This is a genomic window from Nitrospirota bacterium (genome assembly GCA_016214845.1).
Taxonomy (GTDB): domain Bacteria; phylum Nitrospirota; class Thermodesulfovibrionia; order UBA6902; family UBA6902; genus SURF-23.
The window spans coordinates 1-18,050 of record JACRMS010000027.1 but is presented as its reverse complement, the minus strand read 5'-3'; the positions used below and the strand labels follow the sequence as shown (position 1 = coordinate 18,050).

Genomic DNA, 18,050 nt, shown 5'->3' with positions numbered 1-18,050 from the left:
ATATTACCTCCTGACAGAAATTTCTCTAATTTTCTTTACAACACCGTCTATGATCCATTGGGGCGTTGAAGCGCCTCCCGATATGCCAACCTTGTCCACCCCTTTAAACCACTTCTTAAGTATCTCCTCAGCAGTTTCTATGTGGTATACTTTAGCACAAACCTCATTGGAAAGTTTAACAAGCTGGTTTGTGTTTGCGCTGTTCTTGCCCCCGACTATGATCATCATGTCCACCTTCTTCGCAAGCTCTTTTGTCTCCTTGACCCTCTGGGCCGTAGAATCGCAGATGGTATTATATATCTTCACCTCTCTCGCTGTCTCTATGACCCGCAGTACAATCTTCCTGAACGTCTCAAAAGGCTGGGTTGTCTGAACGATTATGCCGACCTTCTTTTTTACATCCGGCAAATTCTCCACGTCATCAGCAACAATCACGTTGTCTCCGGCAAAACCTATCAACCCCTGCACTTCGGGATGCTGTTTATCTCCGATTATCAGCACCTGGTACCCCTCGTCCTTGAGTATCTTTGTAAAACGCTGCGCCTTCTTTACAAAAGGGCAGGTAGCGTCAATAACATTATATCCCATTTCCGAGGTCCCGGAATAAACCTCCGGCGACACGCCGTGGGTCCTGATAATGAGGGTCTTAATGTCAGGCGAATAAAGATCATTGGTCGTATTCACACCCTTGCGTTTGAGTTCCCCGACCACCTGGGGATTGTGGATCAGGGGCCCGTAAGTAAATACCCCTTTCTTTGATTCCTTTGCAAGATCAAAGGTGATGTCAATGGCGCGTTTGACCCCGAAACAGAAGCCCGCTTTTTTAGCAACCATTATCTTCATAACGTTTTTTTCAACTCACTTATGGCAGTCATGACTTTCTCGCTTATCTCTTCGTGTAAACGATCGCCGCGTGCGCCCTTCTCCCGCGCATCAGGAGTATAATATATCGGCCTTCCAAATACTACTGTAATTTTACCTCTCTTAAGCCACCCGGCGTCAACCGGCAATACTTTTTCAGAACCGGAAATAAAAGCCGGGACCACTGGGGCCTTGCTGAGACTGACTATCATGCCTACTCCGCGCTTTGCCTTCATCATTTCCCCGCTCTCGCTTCGCCTGCCTTCAGGAAAAATAGCTATAAGCTCTCCGCCCTTCAATCTCCTGATAGTTTCTTTTATTGTCGAGGGCTGCGTTCTTTCCCTGTTAACGGGAATTGCATAATGCTTTATGAACCAGTTTAACCAGAGAAGCTCGAAGAGCCCCTTTCTCGCCATGAACGTCGCCCTCCTCGGGGTCACTGCACCTAACAAAGGAGGATCGATATAGCTTACATGATTGGCAGCTATGATCGCCCCTCCTTTTAACGGGACGTTCTCCAGGCCTTTTATTTCTATCCCTCCATTGACGCGAAGGATCACCCTGATTAAGAATGCGGTAAACCTGTATAAAAGATCGTACACTGATTCTCCTTTTTTACTTCTTAAGACTCTCCATTATTTTCTCTACAACCTCATCAATGCTCAGGCTGGTCGAATCTATATAAACCATATCTTCCGTTCTTGTCAGGGGAGAGCTCTCTCTTGTTGAATCTCTCTCGTCCCTCTTCCTGATATCTTCAATGGTCTGTTCGATTGTAATTCCGGGGCCTTTTAATTTCAATTCCTCGAATCTTCTCCGTGCTCTTTCATTGAGGCCCGCGTCAAGGAAGAATTTATTTTCCGCCTCAGGGAAGATAGTTGTCCCTGTGTCCCTCCCCTCAATCACTACCTTACCCTGAAGACATAAGTTCCTCTGTATGGAAAAAAGGCCTGCCCGCACAACAGGTATTGCCGAGACCTGCGAGCTCAACTCTCCGACCTCTGCCGTCCTGATCTCAGAGGTGACATCCGTGCCGTCAACGGTGGTCCTGCTGTTATCAAGTTCGATCCGTATTTTCTCCAATAAATCCTTGAGAGCCTTTGCATCATCGAGACTGATCTTGTCCTCTCTCACCTTCCACGCAACCGCCCTGTACAATGCCCCGGTGTCAAGATATCTATAGCCGAGCCGATTGGCTAATAATTTTGATATCGTTCCCTTGCCTGAGCCGGAAGGCCCGTCTATAGTGATTACGTCTTTCATATGTTGTTACGAAATGTCCTTTCCTGCTGTAGGGGCGGGCTTTAAACCCGCCCTGCTTTCTTGTCATCCCGAACTTGTTTCGGAATCTGAGAAAGAGATGCTGAACCGGCTCCAGCATGACGCCTATCGGGATAAATTCCACTATGAGTATAGTGTTTCAAAACGCAGGGTATAATAACAAAATCCGAAATTCTTAATCTATGAGGCCGTGGCGGAAGGGAGTTTGCCCCTCATCTGTAAAGAGTAACCGGACCGGATATGCCCGTAACCGCGTCGCTATAAGAGCCCGTGAGTTGTCTGCCGTCTTTGGATATTTCAAGAATTAATCTTCCCGTTGTCCCTACGATCGTGTTGTAGGCGACATTCACACTTTGTCCTGATAGGCTCCCTTGCCCGACTGCCGTTACTCCGTAAACAACATTCATCTCCTGCAATGCGATCATATTGCCGCTTTGTTGAATAGTGTAAGATATGCCGCCTGCGGCCTGCCATATCCCGCTTATGTTCGACAGTTCGTAATTTGGCTGAGCAGGCGGTACGGCGGTCTCCATTCTTGTCTCGGTCTGCGACAATTCTCTTTTAAGTTCTTCCTGACGCTTCGCGAGCTCGGCTTTGGGAATACTCTGAATGTTTTCCTCAGGGGCAAGCTTCCTCTCTAATTCCGCTTCTATAAGACCGGGGATTTTTATCTTTTTGATTGTCGATTCAGGATACAGCAGATACAAACCAAAGATAACAATGAGGGTCCCCAGGATTGCAAACCATAAAAACTTCTTCAATGTCCACTTGCCGGACGCGCGTTCTTCTTCAGCCATTCCTTTTACCCTCCAAACAAAAGAATTAAAGCGTGCTAAAACTATACAAAAAAATGATTGGTTAGGCAATAGAATTACTTCTGCAGCTTCTCTAATATCTCAACAAACCCCGGGAAGGATGTGTTGATGCAATCGGTATCCGAGACCGTGGTCTCTCCATCAGCCATAAGCGCGGCTATTGCCATGGACATTGCTATCCTGTGGTCGCCGTAACTTTGAATGTTTGCGGATTTAAGTTTCTCTCTTCCCTCAATGATCAGTCCGTCCTCAAGCTCTTCAACGTTGACTCCCATCTTCCGCAGTTCCGCAGCCATAGCTGCGATCCTGTCCGACTCCTTGACACGTAATTCCCTTGCGCCCGTTATTTTTGTTTTGCCCCGGGCCAATGCCGCTGCTACACAGAGAATGGGAAATTCGTCAATGGATCTGGGGACCATGTCGCCGCTGATCTCAATTCCAGAAAGCTGTGAGTGAGTTACAGAAATATCAGCCACAGGCTCGCCTGAAACCTCCCGCTCATTCTCAAGCCTGATATTAGCGCCCATAGATTTCAGGATCTCAACTAAACCAACTCTTGTAGGATTGATGCCGACATTTGTTATCAATATCTCCGACTGAGGAACAATAATGCCCGCCACAATGAAGAACGCGGCTGATGAAAAATCTGCCGGGACCGTCAACTCGAAAGGGTCCAGTTTTGCCCTGCCTCTCACGCTAACCGTCAAACCGTCTATCTTCAAATCTACGCCTGATGCCCTGAGCATCCGCTCCGTGTGGTCTCTTGATCTCTCCGGCTCGCTCACAGAAGTAACGCCGTTGCAATAAAGCCCCGCCAGCAGTATCGCTGATTTTACCTGCGCGCTGGCAACAGGGGATTTGTAATGTATTGGTTTCAGCTGCCCGCCTGTTACAGTTAAAGGCGGATGACCGTCTTCAGATTTAAAAACCGCGCCCATCTGAGTGATAGGTCCCATCACCCTTTTCATGGGCCTGCGGCTTAAAGAGGCATCACCCTTAAGGGTCGCTGAAAAAGGCTGTCCCGCAAGAACGCCGCAAAGGAGCCTCATGGTCGTCCCCGAATTCCCGCAGTCGATTTCGTCTTTCGGCGCCTGCAAACCCGAAAGCCCCTTGCCATTGATTATTATTTCCGTTTCTTCTCTCTGCCCTCTGCCCTCTGCCCTCTGCATTCTGTCCTCTGTCTTCTGTCTTCTGTCTTCTATTTCAATTCCCATTTGCCTGAACGCGCCGATGGTGCTCAGCGGGTCTTCAGCGTAAAGGAAATTCCTGACAATGCTTTTGCCTTCTGCAAGAGACGAAAATATTATCGCGCGGTGAGAAATTGATTTGTCGGGAGGCGGGGTAAGCTCTCCCCGGAGAGGACTTTTATATTTGATACTAATCTGACTCAAGCGTCTCTCTCGCCTCTTTGGCCTTCTCAAATTCCTTCTCGAGGGCCGTCCAGTCAGATGTCTCAATAAGCCCTGTAATATGTGTGATGGAAGACGAGAGCTTCTTGAGTGTCTTCAGAATATTCTTTTTATTATAAGCGCAGATGTCACGCCAGAGTTCAGAGGGGCTTAAGGCTATCCTGGTCATATCACGCAGGCCCTTTCCCCCGTGATGAAGTATGTTGTCATCTAATTTCATTATGCTGTTGACCAGCCCGTACGCGGCCACATGAGGCAGATGACTTACAGCGGCAAAGATAAGGTCATGTTCTTCAGGAGACATGAAAAGCGTCCTGCTGCCGAGATTTTTCCAGAGGCTGACAACTTTATTCAGCGCCGCTTTGTTTGTCTTGAGACCGGGAGTGATAATGCATCTTGCATTCTTAAACAGGTCCGCCGAGGCACAGCTTATGCCTGAACATTCCTTGCCCGCGATTGGATGGGCCCCGACAAAGTGTACGCCTTCGGGCATCAGCGGCCCGATCTTTTTCACGATCTGCGCCTTTACGCTACCGACGTCCGCAACTATCGCACCCTTCTTCATGCTGCCCCTGATACTCTTTACAATCCTCTCGAACTGGCCCACGGGTACCGCAAGCAGGACTAGGTCAGCGTCTTTAATTCCCTCCGCGTAATCCGTGGAATAATCGTCTATGACACCAAGCTTCTTCGCCTTGATTAAATTTTTCCTGTTCCTGCCGAGGCCGGTTATCCTGCCCTTGAATCCCTGCTTCTTAAGGGCCATGGCAAAGGAGCCGCCGATGAGTCCAACCCCGATTATCGCAATGTGTTTAAAGTTTATCTTCATGCCTGATTTCATAATTCATAACTCTGGATCTTCCTTAATGCCTCTATCAGTCTCTTGTTCTCCTCAGGGAGCCCTATCGTGATACGCACTGCGTCAGGCCCCATCGGCCTTACAATAACTCCTTCTTTGAGAAGGTCGTTGTACAACTGGACGGATGTATTATCTTTCAAAGGGACATAAATAAAATTCGCCTCTGTAGGAACATAATCAAGCTTCAGCGCCTTGAGTTCTTTACAGAGATATTTCTTTCCTTTTTCATTTGTCCGCTTTGTCTTTGCAATATGCCCTTCATCTTTCAGAGCTTCAAGGGCGGCCTTCTGCGCAAGAGAGTTAATGTTAAAAGGCTGGCGCACCTTGTTCATCTCAGTAATGATCGCTGAGTTCGCGGTCCCGTATCCAATCCTCAGCCCCGCAAGTCCGTATATTTTAGAAAATGTCCTGAGGACAAGAATGTCCCTGTTCGCCCTGAAATATTTCATGCTGTCCGCGTAATCCGGTGAAGAGACATATTCATAATACGCCTCGTCAACAATTACAAGGACCCCTTCGGGGACCTTCTCCATAAAAGCATCCATCTCTTCTTTCGTAATGATCGTGCCGGTGGGATTGTTCGGGTTTGCGATAAAAACAATCTTCGTCCTGCCTGTTATCGCCAACGCCATTTCAGGAAGGTCATGCCGCCGGTCTTTAAGCGGGACAATCACATTCCTGCCTTGTGCCGCCTGCACAATTGTCGAATATACTACAAAAGACGGATGCGCCATTACCGCTTCATCTCCGGGATTGAGAAAGGTCCTGACTGCCAGCTCGATGATTTCATTGGAGCCGTTGCCGAATAATATCTCTTCGGGTCTGACCTTTAATTTCTCCGACAACGCCTGCCTGAGATAATAACAGCTTCCGTCCGGGTACCTGTTCAAACCTTTCATGCCTTCCCGCAGGGCCCTGAGCGCAAGAGGCGACGGACCAAGAGGATTTTCATTGGACGCAAGCTTGATCGCGCCTGTGATCCCAAACTCCCTTTCCAGCTCTTCCATGGGCTTGCCGGGGACATACGGCTTGAGGCTTTTTATGTGTTCAGGTGTGTGTATCATAATTTGAAAATAGCTAATAGCTAATAGCTGTAAGCTGTCAGCTATTCCGCAGACGGGTAGGAGCCTAACACTTTCAGAAAGAGGCATTCCTTCTTTACTTCATCAATTGCTTTTTTTACTCCTTTATCTTCTATATGCCCTTCCATGTCAACGAAGAAAATATATTCCCACGCCTTTCTCCGTGAGGGCCTTGATTCAATCTTTGAAAGGCTGATCCTGTGTCTTGCAAAAGGCCTCAGTATTGAATAAAGCGCGCCTGCCCTGTCTTTTATGGACAGCATGACAGATGTCTTGTCTTTGCCCGTTCTTGGCAAAGACTCTTTTGCGATAACAAGAAAGCGGGTGAAATTATTTTTATAATCCTCAATGCCCTTTTCAATAAACCGGAGATCGTAGACCGAGGCCGCGAGCTCGCTTGCGACAGCTGCTGCTGAGGGGTCTTTGCTGACGCGTTTGGCCGCAGCGGCAGTGCTCATTTCTTCCAGGACCGGAACACCCGGGAAATTCCTTTCAAGCCATACCTTGCACTGGGCCGTTGCCGGGGGATGAGAGTAAATTTTCTTTACGTCCGATTTCTTCCCGGTCTTTGACAGGAGATTATGTCTTATCTCAAGCATTATCTCAAAGGCAATTTTCAGATCGGAATCCACGAACATGTCGAGCGTGTAATTGATCACGCCCTCCGTCGAGTTCTCGATGGGCACCACGCCGTAACGGGCCTTGCCTCTTGAGACGGCCTCGAAAACCGACCTTATATTGCTTACTGGCAGATACTCCGCAGAGGAGCCGAACTTCCTGCTTGCCGCAAGGTGAGTGAAAGTCGCTGAAGGACCGAGATAAGCGACCTTCAACGGCTCCTGCAATGAAAGTGATGCGGACAGGATTTCCTCATAGAGCAGCTTGAGGACATTGGAGGGGAACGGCCCGGGATTTTTCTCCGTGAGTCTCTTGAGGATCTCCCTTTCTCTCTCAGGCGAATGTATGCTCAGGTGTTTGTCCTGCTTCGCCTTGCCGATCTCAATAGCAACCTCCGCCCTTTTGTTCAGCAGTTCAACGATGCGCTGGTCGATCTCGTCGATCTTTTTTCTCAGTTCGTTAAGGTCAGACATAATAGAACGTTAATTTAGCAATTACCCTGAGATTTTTCAAGGTTCTTTAACAACCTTCACCATGATGTCCCCAAATCCCGGCATCCCTGTGAAGGGTGAAATATTCTCAGGGTCAAAGCATTGGTTGATATTCGGGGTGTCTTCCGGGGCCTTATTGATCAGGCCGGGGCCGTAGATCTTTTTGTCTCCGGGGCCGAAGGCGGTTTTAATTACTCCCGGCATTATTTCTTCAGTGAGAAAAACTTTTCCCCTCACCTGTTTTTTGAAGGACGTCTCAAGTGCAACAATGTCTCCTGTCTTTAAGTCCAGTTTCGCGCCGTCGGATTTGTTGAAAGCCAGAACAGGGATTGAGTGGCTTCCGTCATTCAACCTTTTCATGCATTCGGTCTCTGTCTCGGCAAGGTACGGGCATATTGTCGTCATGGTCATTGAATAGTGGACCCTGCCGCTTATTAACTGGAAGGGATATTCTTCGCATATTTCTTTAAAGGCGGGGTTCTTCGGGTTCCATTTGCAGTCACGCCAGTAGAATGTAACGGGGAATTTTGAATCGAATTTATTATTTATGTTTTCAAGATAAGAGAATTTAAATTCAAATTTCCTTGAAGCGGTCTTCGGATATACGCCTGACGGGAAGCCGTCCAGTTTTTTATACCTGTGATAGCTTGCGGGCCAAACCGCGACACCGTGATGTTTCCTGAGCCAGTCAACTGTGAGGGGTTCCCCTTCTTTTATTACCTTTCTGCCCCACACTGCTTTTGGATTGTCCGGCGCGCCGATTATCAAACTTCCTTCGGGAAGACCGGGATAAGGGAGAGGCTCGCCGTAATTGTAAAATGCAGGCGCATCGGAAAGTATTTCATTTATAAAATCTTCCTCGTTTTTGTATTTCCCGTGGAAGTCTTCCTGCCTGATATCCGGGTCGCCGTTTCTTGCGAGCGCTTCAGAAAGGGTGATCATTATTTCAAAAGGCGTCTTTGATCCATGCAGCGGTTTGATGGCCTGGTCTCTTATCGCGATCTCAGGGCCCATGGTATAAACATCGCTCACCCCCATCCTTTCAAGAAAGCCCGCTTCGGGCAAAATAATGTCAGCGTATTTACCCGTCTCCGTGATGTGTGTATCAATGAAGACCATCAGCTCAAGCTGATATTCATCCAATATTTCCCCAAGCCCCCATTTATTGAAGGGGAGAATATTGTTTTCCTTTTTCCGGGTCAATGCATCGGTCCAGTCAGGCGTGCTGCCCGCGGTTATTACAGGATTGCCTGCCCTTGTTATGAATGCCTTTACCGGATAGGAATGATCTTTGAACGGGCCGTGTTTGAGCTTTACGCCGTCCCTGATCTTCTGCGGCAGGTCTGTCAGCACGCCTTTCCATGCGGCTGGGTAATCCCCGAAGAGGTCTTTATGAAGCTCAGAAAGTTTAGCTGAAACATCACTGTCGCCGATCTTTTTGATGACCTCCTTTTCAAGGAATTGCTTCCCTGTTGTTTTGCTTCCACGCCTTGGTTTCAGGGAATCAACAAACACCAGCCCGCCGGGCACGTCAATGTTGCCTGTTATCAGGCAGAGCGTAGTGGAAAGTATTGACGTAACATCACCGTTTGTATGGTGCGCTGTGCCGTGCATCCCTATCTCAATCGCAGCCGGCTTCGTACTGCCGAACAGGTGTGATATCTTTTTTATGTCCTCCGCTGAAATGCCCGTCTTCTCCGCAGTCCATTCAGGGGTAAAGAAATGTAAACCGTTTGAGGGGTCTGCCATTTCCGTGTACGAGAGAAATTCATTTCTGAATTCCTCCCAGCCTATGGAGTAATTTTTTATAAAATTATGGGCAATGTATTTCTGCCCCGCATCATTCAGGATGATGTAATATAGCATCCCCGCAAGCAGCGCCGCGTCCGTCCCCGGTATTATGGGAAGCCATCTGTCCGCGTGTGCGGCGGAACTGGTATGTGCTGGATCAACTACAATATACACGCAGCCGTTTTCTTCCTTTGCCCCGACAATGCCCTTTGACATGTAATTGTATCTTGTCGCCACAAAAGGATTGACGCCTATGTTCAGGATGAGCTTTGCGTCATGCCTGTCTTTGAGATACATTTCATTGTCATCGTTTCTCATGAGGACAGGCCTCTGAACGTCAGGCAGCGGCCTTTCATCTCCTAACATTAGTCCCTGTCCCCATCTGCGGTTTGGATCGCAAATGCTCCCGTGATTGTATGTGTTCGGCGTGCCGTACGCGTGAAACAGCCTGTAATACGCCTCCCTGTCGGTAACGTCGCCGCAGTCTAAAAATACCGCCTCCGCCCCGTATTTATGTTTTATCTCGATCAACTTTTTGGCGATATAGTCAGAGGCCTCTTCCCAGGTGATCTCTTTCCATTTGTCCTCTCCTCTTTCACCGGTCCTGATGAGAGGGGTCTTGACCCTGTCAGGAGAGTAAGTAAGCTGAAGCCCTGAGGCGCCTTTCGCGCAGAAGGCCCCGTTGTTTATCAGGGAATGGGGATTGCCGTATATTTTTTTTGCAACACCGTCTTCTACAAGCACGGTAATCCCGCATTCGGACGGGCACATGGCGTCTGATGTGTAGATCAATTTTGCCGCGCCTTCGGATTGTGCTTCCGGCTCCGGGACTTTGACGCGACGTGTGGGATGCCCGCCTGCTGTCACGTTATCTTTTAGAGGTGTGTTGCCTGCATAGCCCTTGAAGATATAAAAGATCGAGGGATTGGTCCCGAGTTCGGGATTGAGGACTTTCAACGGATGTCTTGCCAACTCGACTGATATATCGCTCTTCGGATCATTTATGTCGCCGAACATAAAGGCCTTTCCCATGCAGCTCTGCACACAGACAGGCTGAAGTCCTTTTATTATTCTTTCATAGCAGAAGTCGCATTTCTCGGACTGCCCTGTGAGCGTATTTATATCGATTGCGTTGTAGGGGCATTTCTCACCGCACATCTGACAGCCGGTGCAATTGAGTTTATTTAAAACTACAACCCCGTCCTGATTTTTGAAAAGGGCCTTCTCTTTGCACTCTTCGATGCACGGCGCCTTGTCACAGTGGTTGCAAAGGCGGGGGAGAAAAACTTTTTTAATGTCAGGGAAAGTTCCCGACTGGTAAGTCTCGACACGGCAGCGGAATGTACCAAATGGGAGACCGTATTCAGCCTTGCACGTCACCTGGCAGGCATAGCATCCGATGCATCTGTCGAGGTTGATCAGCATCCCGTATCGCTTCTGCTGTTTTGCCATAATGTATATTACTAAACAACCCGGCTTTTTGTGAAATGACGCATGAGGGTCTTGATATTAGAAAAAGAATGGAGAGCTTATGTGGTTGTGCCCTTAAATATAAACTTGCAGCATCCCAAATCCAGCACCTGGTTGTCGGTCGACAAACGCGAACGCAGGCTTTCTGTTATATGATAGAACCTGTAAACGCCATCTTTTCTTTTTTCGACCAGGCCGCTTGTCTCCAATATTTTCAGGTGCCGCGAAATGTTATATATTTTGATCCCCAGGGTTTTTGCCAAATCCTGGACAGTAGCTTCCTGATTTAATAGTTCGCGGATTATCTGTAAACGGCTTTCATCAGCGAGCGCTTTCAGAGTATCGGCCCAATCTAATGGGGAAACATCGGCAGGATGTTTGCTCTTACGCAGCATATACTAATATATGTTCATCCGGCATGAAAATCAAGATTTTTCTGTCTCGCGGAAACTTTTGAAGAACATTTACCTGTCCCGGCAGGCGGGTTAAACCAACATTTAAATGATGCAGCAGGCCGAATCAGGGATGATAATAACAGGCTTTTTTCACAATCCCATTCTGTAATTGCAATATAAAAATTTCTAATTGTTTCTGCAACAGGCAGTGTGTTATAATTTTTCGTCTAAAATTCTTTTAGTTCTAATGTCAATATTTTTGAGGTAGCCTAATGTTACTTTACTTGTTCTTGGCAGTATATTTCTTTGTCCTTATAACGGTCTTTATTTATGCTTCGCACCGTTATTACATGGTATACCTTTACTACAAACATCAAAAAAACAAACCCGCGCTTAAGGAGAAACTGGAGCGCCTGCCCCGCGTCACAGTCCAGCTTCCCATCTTCAATGAAATGTATGTTACCAGACGCTTGATCACTGCGTCCTGCGATATAGATTATCCCCTGGAGCTTCTTGAGATACAGGTGCTCGATGATTCGACTGATGAGACAGCAGCGGTGGCCCAGGAATGCGTGGCTGAATTCAGAAAAAAAGGATACGACATCAATTACATCCACCGCGAAAACAGGGAAGGGTTTAAAGGCGGCGCGCTGGCAAACGGTCTGAAGTCCGCTAAAGGCGAATTCATTGCGGTTTTTGATGCCGACTTTGTCCCGGAAAAAGACGTCCTGCAAAAAACAATTCATTACTTCGCCGACAGCTCTGTCGGGATGGTGCAGACGAGATGGACCCACCTTAACAGGGATTACTCATTTCTTACCAAAGTACAGGCCATAATGCTTGACGGCCACTTTGTAATTGAGCATTCTGCAAGAAACTGGTCGGGCCGCTTTTTCAACTTTAACGGCACGGCAGGCGTGTGGAGGAAAGAAGCGATCGAAACCGCAGGCGGCTGGCAGAATGATACGATCACCGAAGACCTTGACCTGAGTTACAGATCACAACTGCGCGGGTGGAAGTTTGTTTTCCTGAAGGATGAAATAGCCCCTTCGGAAATTCCGGTCGATATTAACGCGTTTAAGACGCAGCAGAACAGATGGGCCAAGGGTTCTATTCAAACCGCGAAAAAATTACTCATGCAGATCTTCAGAAGCAGCCTGCCCTTAAAGGTGAAGGTTGAAGCCTTCTTTCACCTCACAAACAATATATCCTATCTTCTTATGCTGCTGCTTTCGGTTTTGATGTACCCTTCCATGATCGCAAGGATCAACATCGGATGGTTTCAGATGCTCGTGACGGACGCGCCGTTTCTCCTGGTTGCGACTACCGGCATATCATTTTTCTATATGTGCTCGCAAAGAGAAATTCATAAGAACTGGAAATCAAGATTAATATATATGCCGATGCTTATGTCGCTGGGCATAGGCCTGTCAGTAAGTAATTCAAAAGGCGTCCTGGAGGCGCTTTTCAACAGGAAAACCGAGTTCAAACGGACGCCGAAATACAGCATTGAAAAAAAGAGGGACAAATGGTTCGGCAAAAAATACAGGGGGGAAATGAACTTCCTTGTAATCATCGAACTGCTTCTTGGAATATACTTTACGTTCAATATTTATTTCGCTTATGTAAACAAAATATATGTGTCGATTCCCTTTCTCATGATTTTCCAGATGGGGTATTTTTATGTTGCATTTTTATCGCTTTATCAAGTAATATTAGGCGTCATAACTTCCAATCGTTTTGCACGCCATTTTATTTCAAAGCGAAACACGGAAGACGTAATTGCTGCTTAAAACCGACAAAATATTTTATTGTTATCAAAATAAATTCAACAAAAGGAGCGGGTTATGAAGAAAAGGATATTTATCACTGTTATGTTTTTAACGGCAGTTATTTTCATCTCTGATGAGGCATTCTCAGCGTGGACCCAGGCGAAAGGTCATTCTTATAATCAGCTTGGTTTATCTTACTACAAGACGACAAAAAAATTTACTACTATTGAGAACAAGGTAAATCCAGGGCCACCTCCCTCACTTGGCGAAATTGAAACAGTTCATGCTAAAGCCTATAGACGCTCTGAAGAAGAATTTACGTCCACAAAAATTACCTATTACGGAGAATACGGCATCACTGACATACTGACCATTTACACTGCAATCCCATTTGACTGGCAGCGCTCTAATGATAATATCAGATATGGCGATGATCTGGGCCCAAGCGGAATTGGAGATGTAAATCTGGGACTGAGATACAATCTTACCCAAAATGTTCTGGGTACCGGGACCTTGATGTCCGTCCAGGGAGAAACAAAGATCCCGACATACATATATAACGCTGATTATGAAAATCCTCTCGATCATTTAAGCCTCGGAGACGGTCAGTATGACGCGACCCTGCTTCTCCAATTCGGCAGGGGCTTCGGCAAGGGATACGGATGGCTTAACGCGGGGTATAAGTACAGATTTGAAAACAATATTGTTAAACATCATTCCTTTAAACCGTCAGACCAGTTTAAGGTCTCCTTCGGCGGAGGGTATCCGGTAACTTCATGGTTGTCCTTAACAGGCTATATTGACTGGTTCAGGTCCGTTGGAAATGCAGAGGTCTCAAATGAGCTCGTAGACCGCAGCAAGGCGGAAGCAGGAATAAAAACGGCCCCTAATAAAGACACTGCAAAGGCTGAACTGATATTAGACTCGCTTGGTCTTGAGCCGAATGATCTGAACCTGTCTGTCGGCCTGCAGTTCAACATAACACCGGAGATACAAACTGTACTTTCATACAGCAGGGACCTGGACGGCTTTGGATATTTCAAGACGGAAAATTACGCGCTTGGCGAGACCTTCGGCATCGCCCTTGTTTACTTGCACTAATTAGTTCAACTTCAATTTGGAATAAGATCACTTACCGCCGGACTAATCCGGCGGTAAGTGATTGATGTTTTAACAAGTATGAGATTTAAAAAAAAACTGCTGTTCTTCTGATAACTGTCTCTCTTTTATCTGTACTATCTTTTTATATCGTCGATAACAGGCATACCCTCCTGGCAATTTTCTATCAAAGCGTAAAATTGCAGGACAAGGCCATTGAAGAATTTGCAAGGGCCGCGCAAGCAAACCCGCATGACGCGTATGCTTATTACCAGCTTGGCCTGATATACAAAGAGCGGAAGGATTTTGACAAGGCTGAGGACGTATATAGTACGCTTCTGAATATTTTCCCGCGCCATCCGTATGCAAATTATGACTTAGGATATATCTACAGGGAAAAACACCAATATGACAAAGCTGTTGCTCAATATGAAAAGGCTTTGGAGATCGATCCCGGGAATACTTTTGCGCTCTATGATATAGCATATATCTATAAGGAAACCGCTCAATACGAGAAAGCGCTGTCACAATACAAAAAAGTCCTTGAGGTCGATCCCTCTCACCGTTATTCCTTATGGGACACCGGCGTGGTTTATGACAAAATGGGAATGAAGGACAGGGCCGAAGAGCAGCTCAGGCATTATCATGAAATGACAGACTGCAGTTTCAGGAGATTCTGGAACTGCTTTAACAAAGAGTGATAAGTAACGAGTGATTAGAGTCTGTCCATAAGTTCAAACATCGGATCGTCATTCCCGTGCCTAAAGCACCTACTGTTGGCAGGCTGTTGAGCGGGAATCCAGTTTTTTAATAAGTTCTGGATGCCCGATTACTGACCCCCGATTACAAAATTCGAGGGCAGGCTTAGGGCATGACGAAAAATAAAAGAAGCCATTACTCATGACAGTCTCAGTAATTGATAATTTGAATATTACAGCATACATAACAGTAAATATCTGCCTGTTCCTCTCATGGCATGTCTTTCTTTTCAGGCAGAGGGAAATCCTTTCGTTTGTTGACAGGTTAATCGGCGCTTTCATCCTGGGGTTGGCGCAAATAATAGCGACTGAGACCCTGCTTGGGGTAGTGTTCAGGAAACTTTTTGCCGCGCCCCTGTTCTGGCTCAACATCTCCATATCGGCAATTGTCCTGATATACGCAGTGAGGGGGGCACGGAACAGGCAGTCTTTCATACCGGGCATATTCAGCGAGATCCGCGACGGTATCATCAGCTTTTCCGTTAAAATGAAAAGCGACCTTATATTGCTTGTCATATTTGTCCTCTTCTTTATATCGGCCTGCTGGATAATCTTTCTCGGGTATCTCTTCCCTTCATACACATGGGACGCTCTCTGGTACCACCTTCCGATAGTCGGCTATATAATGCAGAGCGGGGCCATACAGGAGGTCTCCAACCATTCATTCATAAACCAGTTCATAAATATATTCCCGAAGAACATAGAGCTGTTTTTCCTCTGGAACATTATATTTTTAAAAAGTGACGTTATAAGCGACCTGGGCCAGCTGCTTTTCACCTTCATTGGCATTCTTGCAATATACAGCATTGCCGTTAAGCTGAAAGTCGGAGAAAAGCACGCGGCCTGCGCGGGACTCCTATTTTTCTTCGCGCCGGTAATAATCCTGCAATCCTCGACAAACTATGTCGACATCGCCGTGTCCGTCCTGTTCCTTGCCGCCATAAATTTCCTTCTTAATACTAATTGCCCTTCGCCATTCTCTCTCCTGCTCTCCGGCCTGACCGCCGGGATACTGCTTGGCTCAAAAGGCTCCGGCCCGCTGTTTGTGATAATTTTGTCGGCGGCCTTTTCAGTTAAGGAGATAATAACGTATTTCAAACTGCGGAAAATTACATCGCTGTCCAAAACGCGGGCCCTTGCAAAAAGCTCCGGGCTCTATCTCATTTATTTTCTTGTCCCCGTCCTTTTAACAGGCGGCTACTGGTATATCAAAAACTGGATACTCTACGGCAACCCTGTTTACCCCATGGAGATATCCGTTTTCAATGTCACGATCTTCAAAGGGCTGTACAAAGGTATAATTGAACCCGCGCCTGAAGTCTTCGGCGGCCTGTCCTATTTCGGCAAGCTGTTCTATGTCTGGGCGGAAAGGGCGGAATATTATTTCTATGATTCAAGGCTGAGCGGGTTCGGCCCCCTGTGGTTCATCCTGTTTTTACCGGCCTTCGTGTTTTCCTTTGCGTACGCCCTGATAAAGAAGAGGCACAATTTCATTGCTGTGAGCGCGGTCCTCATTGCCGCGTTCCTCTTCTCTCCGAGGAACTGGAACACAAGGTACGTTATTTTTCTCTTCGGGCTCGGGGCCGTCTCTTTCGGGTTTATACTTGATTATTTCGTTAAAAGAGAAGTCGCGATAAAGACAATCGCCTTATTGCTTGTCATATACGTGACCTTTACGGCTGACTCGCCGTGCGTTACGCCGTCTCAGGTCAGGAAATTTCTCCATTTGCCCGCTGCCGAGCGCACAGTTGCCAATCACGCGCCTTTCAGCATAGACCTGCACGCGCGCCAGGAATACGGACATTGGATATGGATAAGCAAAAACATCTCAAAGGGCGACACCCTTGCCTACACATTTGAGCCCCTGTTCCTTTCGCCCCTGTGGAACAATGCCTTTTCCAGCAGGATTGTTTATATTAAATCCGGCACCTATAAAGAATGGGCCGGAAAGCTTGGCGAAAATAATACATCGCATGTACTGGTCAGAACAAACTCAGAAGAAGATAAATGGATCGAGAAGGAGCGCGCCTTATCATCCTCGCTTGGCTGGCTGGGCGCGGTGAAGGAGAAGTTCAAGGTTGTTTACTCTGATGAAAATTACAAGATTGTAAAGGTCATGAAAAATGAAGGCTGAAACCAAAGACAACATCTTTTCCATATTGTTTATACTGATCGCCCTGGTCCTTGTAGTGGTATATTTTTCAGTGCCGGAGAGGGTGCCGTTCCTTGAGAACCAACTGAAATGGTGGCGGGAATTCAGAGAGTTGTTGAAACCCTAAAAAAGCATTTGTCCACAGATTAACGCAGATTATCACAAAGTAGAGACGACCCGGCGGGTCGTCTCTACAATAAATATTATTGCCTGCTTTTAGTTATCTCACTGTTTTTATCTGTGAAATCTGTGGATATAAACTGCCGTTTTTAGATTAAATAATTTACAATAGAATATGTCCGCAAATAAAAAAACAGCCGTGATCATCCCGGTGCTGAATGAAGAAAAGACCCTGCCCTTCGTTCTGCGTGATATCCCGAAGGATATTGTAGACGAGGTTGTCGTCGTGGACAACGGCAGCAGCGACAACACGCCTTCGATAGCAAAGAGCCTGGGAGCAACAGTCCTGTTTGAATCAAAGAAAGGTTACGGATACCCCTGCCTCAGGGGCATGGAATACCTCAAGGAAAAAGATCCCGGCATAGTCGTCTTTGTCGATGGAAATCACAGCGACCATCCTGATGAGATAGGCAGGCTCGTCAGGCCGATAATCAGTGAGGATTACGATCTTGTCGTCGGCTCAAGGGTCATGGGCAATGTTGAAAAAGGAGCGCTCCGTTTTCCCGTGCGCTTTGGGAACTTTCTGGCAACCGCGTTGATCAGAATTTTCTACGGATTTAAATACACCGACGTCGGCCCTTTCAGGGCGATCAAATTCGATAAACTGCTCCAGCTCGACATGAATGACAACCTCGGCTGGACCATTGAGATGCAGGCCAAGGCAGTGAAATGCGGGTTCAGGATACTGGAAGTCCCGGTAAGCTACCGCAAAGGCACCGGCAGATCAAAATTCACCGGCAACGTCAAGGGGATCGCCATCATCGGTTACAGGATACTACGCGCCGTCTTTAAAAACCTGTTTTATTCGCCTAAGAACTGTTAGCAGTCAGCTTTAAGCTTTTAACAACTTCTTCTTTACTTCCATTGTCTCAGTTATTGTAAAGATTATCCAGCGGGCTTTTCGGAATGTTCGACATCTCCCTCAGCACATGCGTGTAAATCATTGTGGTCTCGACATGCTTATGACCCAGCAGTTCCTGCAATTCCCTGATATTGGTCCCTGTCATCAAAAGGTGCG

17 protein-coding genes are annotated in these 18,050 nt (G+C 46.9%); 6 read left to right on the top strand and 11 right to left on the bottom strand.

Features of this window, described 5'->3' with window-relative positions; translation table 11 throughout:
- Positions 1–3: 3 nt before the first annotated feature.
- From ispH to HZB61_08900, 10 genes are all read right to left on the bottom strand, one after another.
- A complete protein-coding gene (gene ispH / locus HZB61_08945) occupies positions 4–834 on the bottom strand; it encodes a 4-hydroxy-3-methylbut-2-enyl diphosphate reductase (protein MBI5056727.1) in 831 nt (276 codons plus the stop codon).
- Positions 835–839: 5 nt separating this feature from the next.
- Entirely contained in the window at positions 840–1,463 is a 624-nt protein-coding gene (locus HZB61_08940; protein ID MBI5056726.1) for a 1-acyl-sn-glycerol-3-phosphate acyltransferase, read from the bottom strand.
- Positions 1,464–1,476: 13 nt separating this feature from the next.
- Positions 1,477–2,124, bottom strand: coding sequence for a (d)CMP kinase (locus HZB61_08935; protein ID MBI5056725.1), 648 nt, complete (start codon positions 2,122–2,124; stop codon positions 1,477–1,479).
- Positions 2,125–2,354: 230 nt separating this feature from the next.
- On the bottom strand, positions 2,355–2,939 hold the full coding sequence (locus HZB61_08930) for a hypothetical protein (protein MBI5056724.1): 585 nt from the start codon (positions 2,937–2,939) through the stop codon (positions 2,355–2,357).
- A gap of 74 nt (positions 2,940–3,013) precedes the next feature.
- Complete coding sequence (gene aroA / locus HZB61_08925) at positions 3,014–4,348, bottom strand: 3-phosphoshikimate 1-carboxyvinyltransferase (protein MBI5056723.1); 1,335 nt, start codon at positions 4,346–4,348, stop codon at positions 3,014–3,016.
- The gene (locus tag HZB61_08920; GenBank protein MBI5056722.1) at positions 4,335–5,207 is read right to left on the bottom strand and encodes a prephenate dehydrogenase; all 873 of its coding nucleotides are present in this window, start codon (positions 5,205–5,207) and stop codon (positions 4,335–4,337) included. Before HZB61_08920 ends, aroA begins: the two co-directional genes overlap by 14 nt.
- On the bottom strand, positions 5,204–6,289 hold the full coding sequence (locus HZB61_08915; GenBank protein MBI5056721.1) for a histidinol-phosphate transaminase: 1,086 nt from the start codon (positions 6,287–6,289) through the stop codon (positions 5,204–5,206). Before HZB61_08915 ends, HZB61_08920 begins: the two co-directional genes overlap by 4 nt.
- Positions 6,290–6,330: 41 nt before the next feature.
- Positions 6,331–7,398 carry a prephenate dehydratase gene (pheA, locus tag HZB61_08910; protein ID MBI5056720.1) on the bottom strand — a complete coding sequence of 356 codons (1,068 nt, stop codon included), beginning with the start codon at positions 7,396–7,398 and terminating at the stop codon, positions 6,331–6,333.
- 36 nt (positions 7,399–7,434) lie between these two features.
- Positions 7,435–10,659 carry a molybdopterin-dependent oxidoreductase gene (locus HZB61_08905; GenBank protein MBI5056719.1) on the bottom strand — a complete coding sequence of 1,075 codons (3,225 nt, stop codon included), beginning with the start codon at positions 10,657–10,659 and terminating at the stop codon, positions 7,435–7,437.
- A gap of 77 nt (positions 10,660–10,736) precedes the next feature.
- Positions 10,737–11,072 (bottom strand): winged helix-turn-helix transcriptional regulator, encoded by a 336-nt coding sequence (locus tag HZB61_08900; protein MBI5056718.1) that lies wholly within the window; start codon positions 11,070–11,072, stop codon positions 10,737–10,739.
- A 272-nt stretch (positions 11,073–11,344) separates the two neighbouring features.
- On the opposite strand from HZB61_08900, the gene HZB61_08895 reads away from it, so the two are divergent.
- The 6 genes from HZB61_08895 (at position 11,345) to HZB61_08870 (ending at position 17,855) form a co-directional block, all read left to right on the top strand.
- On the top strand, positions 11,345–12,865 hold the full coding sequence (locus tag HZB61_08895) for a glycosyltransferase (GenBank protein ID MBI5056717.1): 1,521 nt from the start codon (positions 11,345–11,347) through the stop codon (positions 12,863–12,865).
- 54 nt (positions 12,866–12,919) lie between these two features.
- Positions 12,920–13,945 carry a hypothetical protein gene (locus HZB61_08890; GenBank protein MBI5056716.1) on the top strand — a complete coding sequence of 342 codons (1,026 nt, stop codon included), beginning with the start codon at positions 12,920–12,922 and terminating at the stop codon, positions 13,943–13,945.
- 197 nt (positions 13,946–14,142) lie between these two features.
- Entirely contained in the window at positions 14,143–14,643 is a 501-nt protein-coding gene (locus HZB61_08885) for a tetratricopeptide repeat protein (GenBank protein ID MBI5056715.1), read from the top strand.
- Between the two features lie 199 nt (positions 14,644–14,842).
- A complete protein-coding gene (locus HZB61_08880; protein ID MBI5056714.1) occupies positions 14,843–16,834 on the top strand; it encodes a hypothetical protein in 1,992 nt (663 codons plus the stop codon).
- Positions 16,824–16,979 (top strand): hypothetical protein, encoded by a 156-nt coding sequence (locus HZB61_08875; protein ID MBI5056713.1) that lies wholly within the window; start codon positions 16,824–16,826, stop codon positions 16,977–16,979. The genes HZB61_08880 and HZB61_08875 overlap by 11 nt, the downstream gene beginning before the upstream one ends.
- 168 nt (positions 16,980–17,147) lie before the next feature.
- Positions 17,148–17,855, top strand: coding sequence for a glycosyltransferase family 2 protein (locus HZB61_08870; GenBank protein MBI5056712.1), 708 nt, complete (start codon positions 17,148–17,150; stop codon positions 17,853–17,855).
- Positions 17,856–17,901: 46 nt separating this feature from the next.
- On the opposite strand, the gene HZB61_08865 is transcribed toward HZB61_08870, so the two are convergent.
- The coding region (locus HZB61_08865; GenBank protein MBI5056711.1) for a tyrosine-type recombinase/integrase at positions 17,902–18,050 on the bottom strand (149 nt) is incomplete at its 5' end.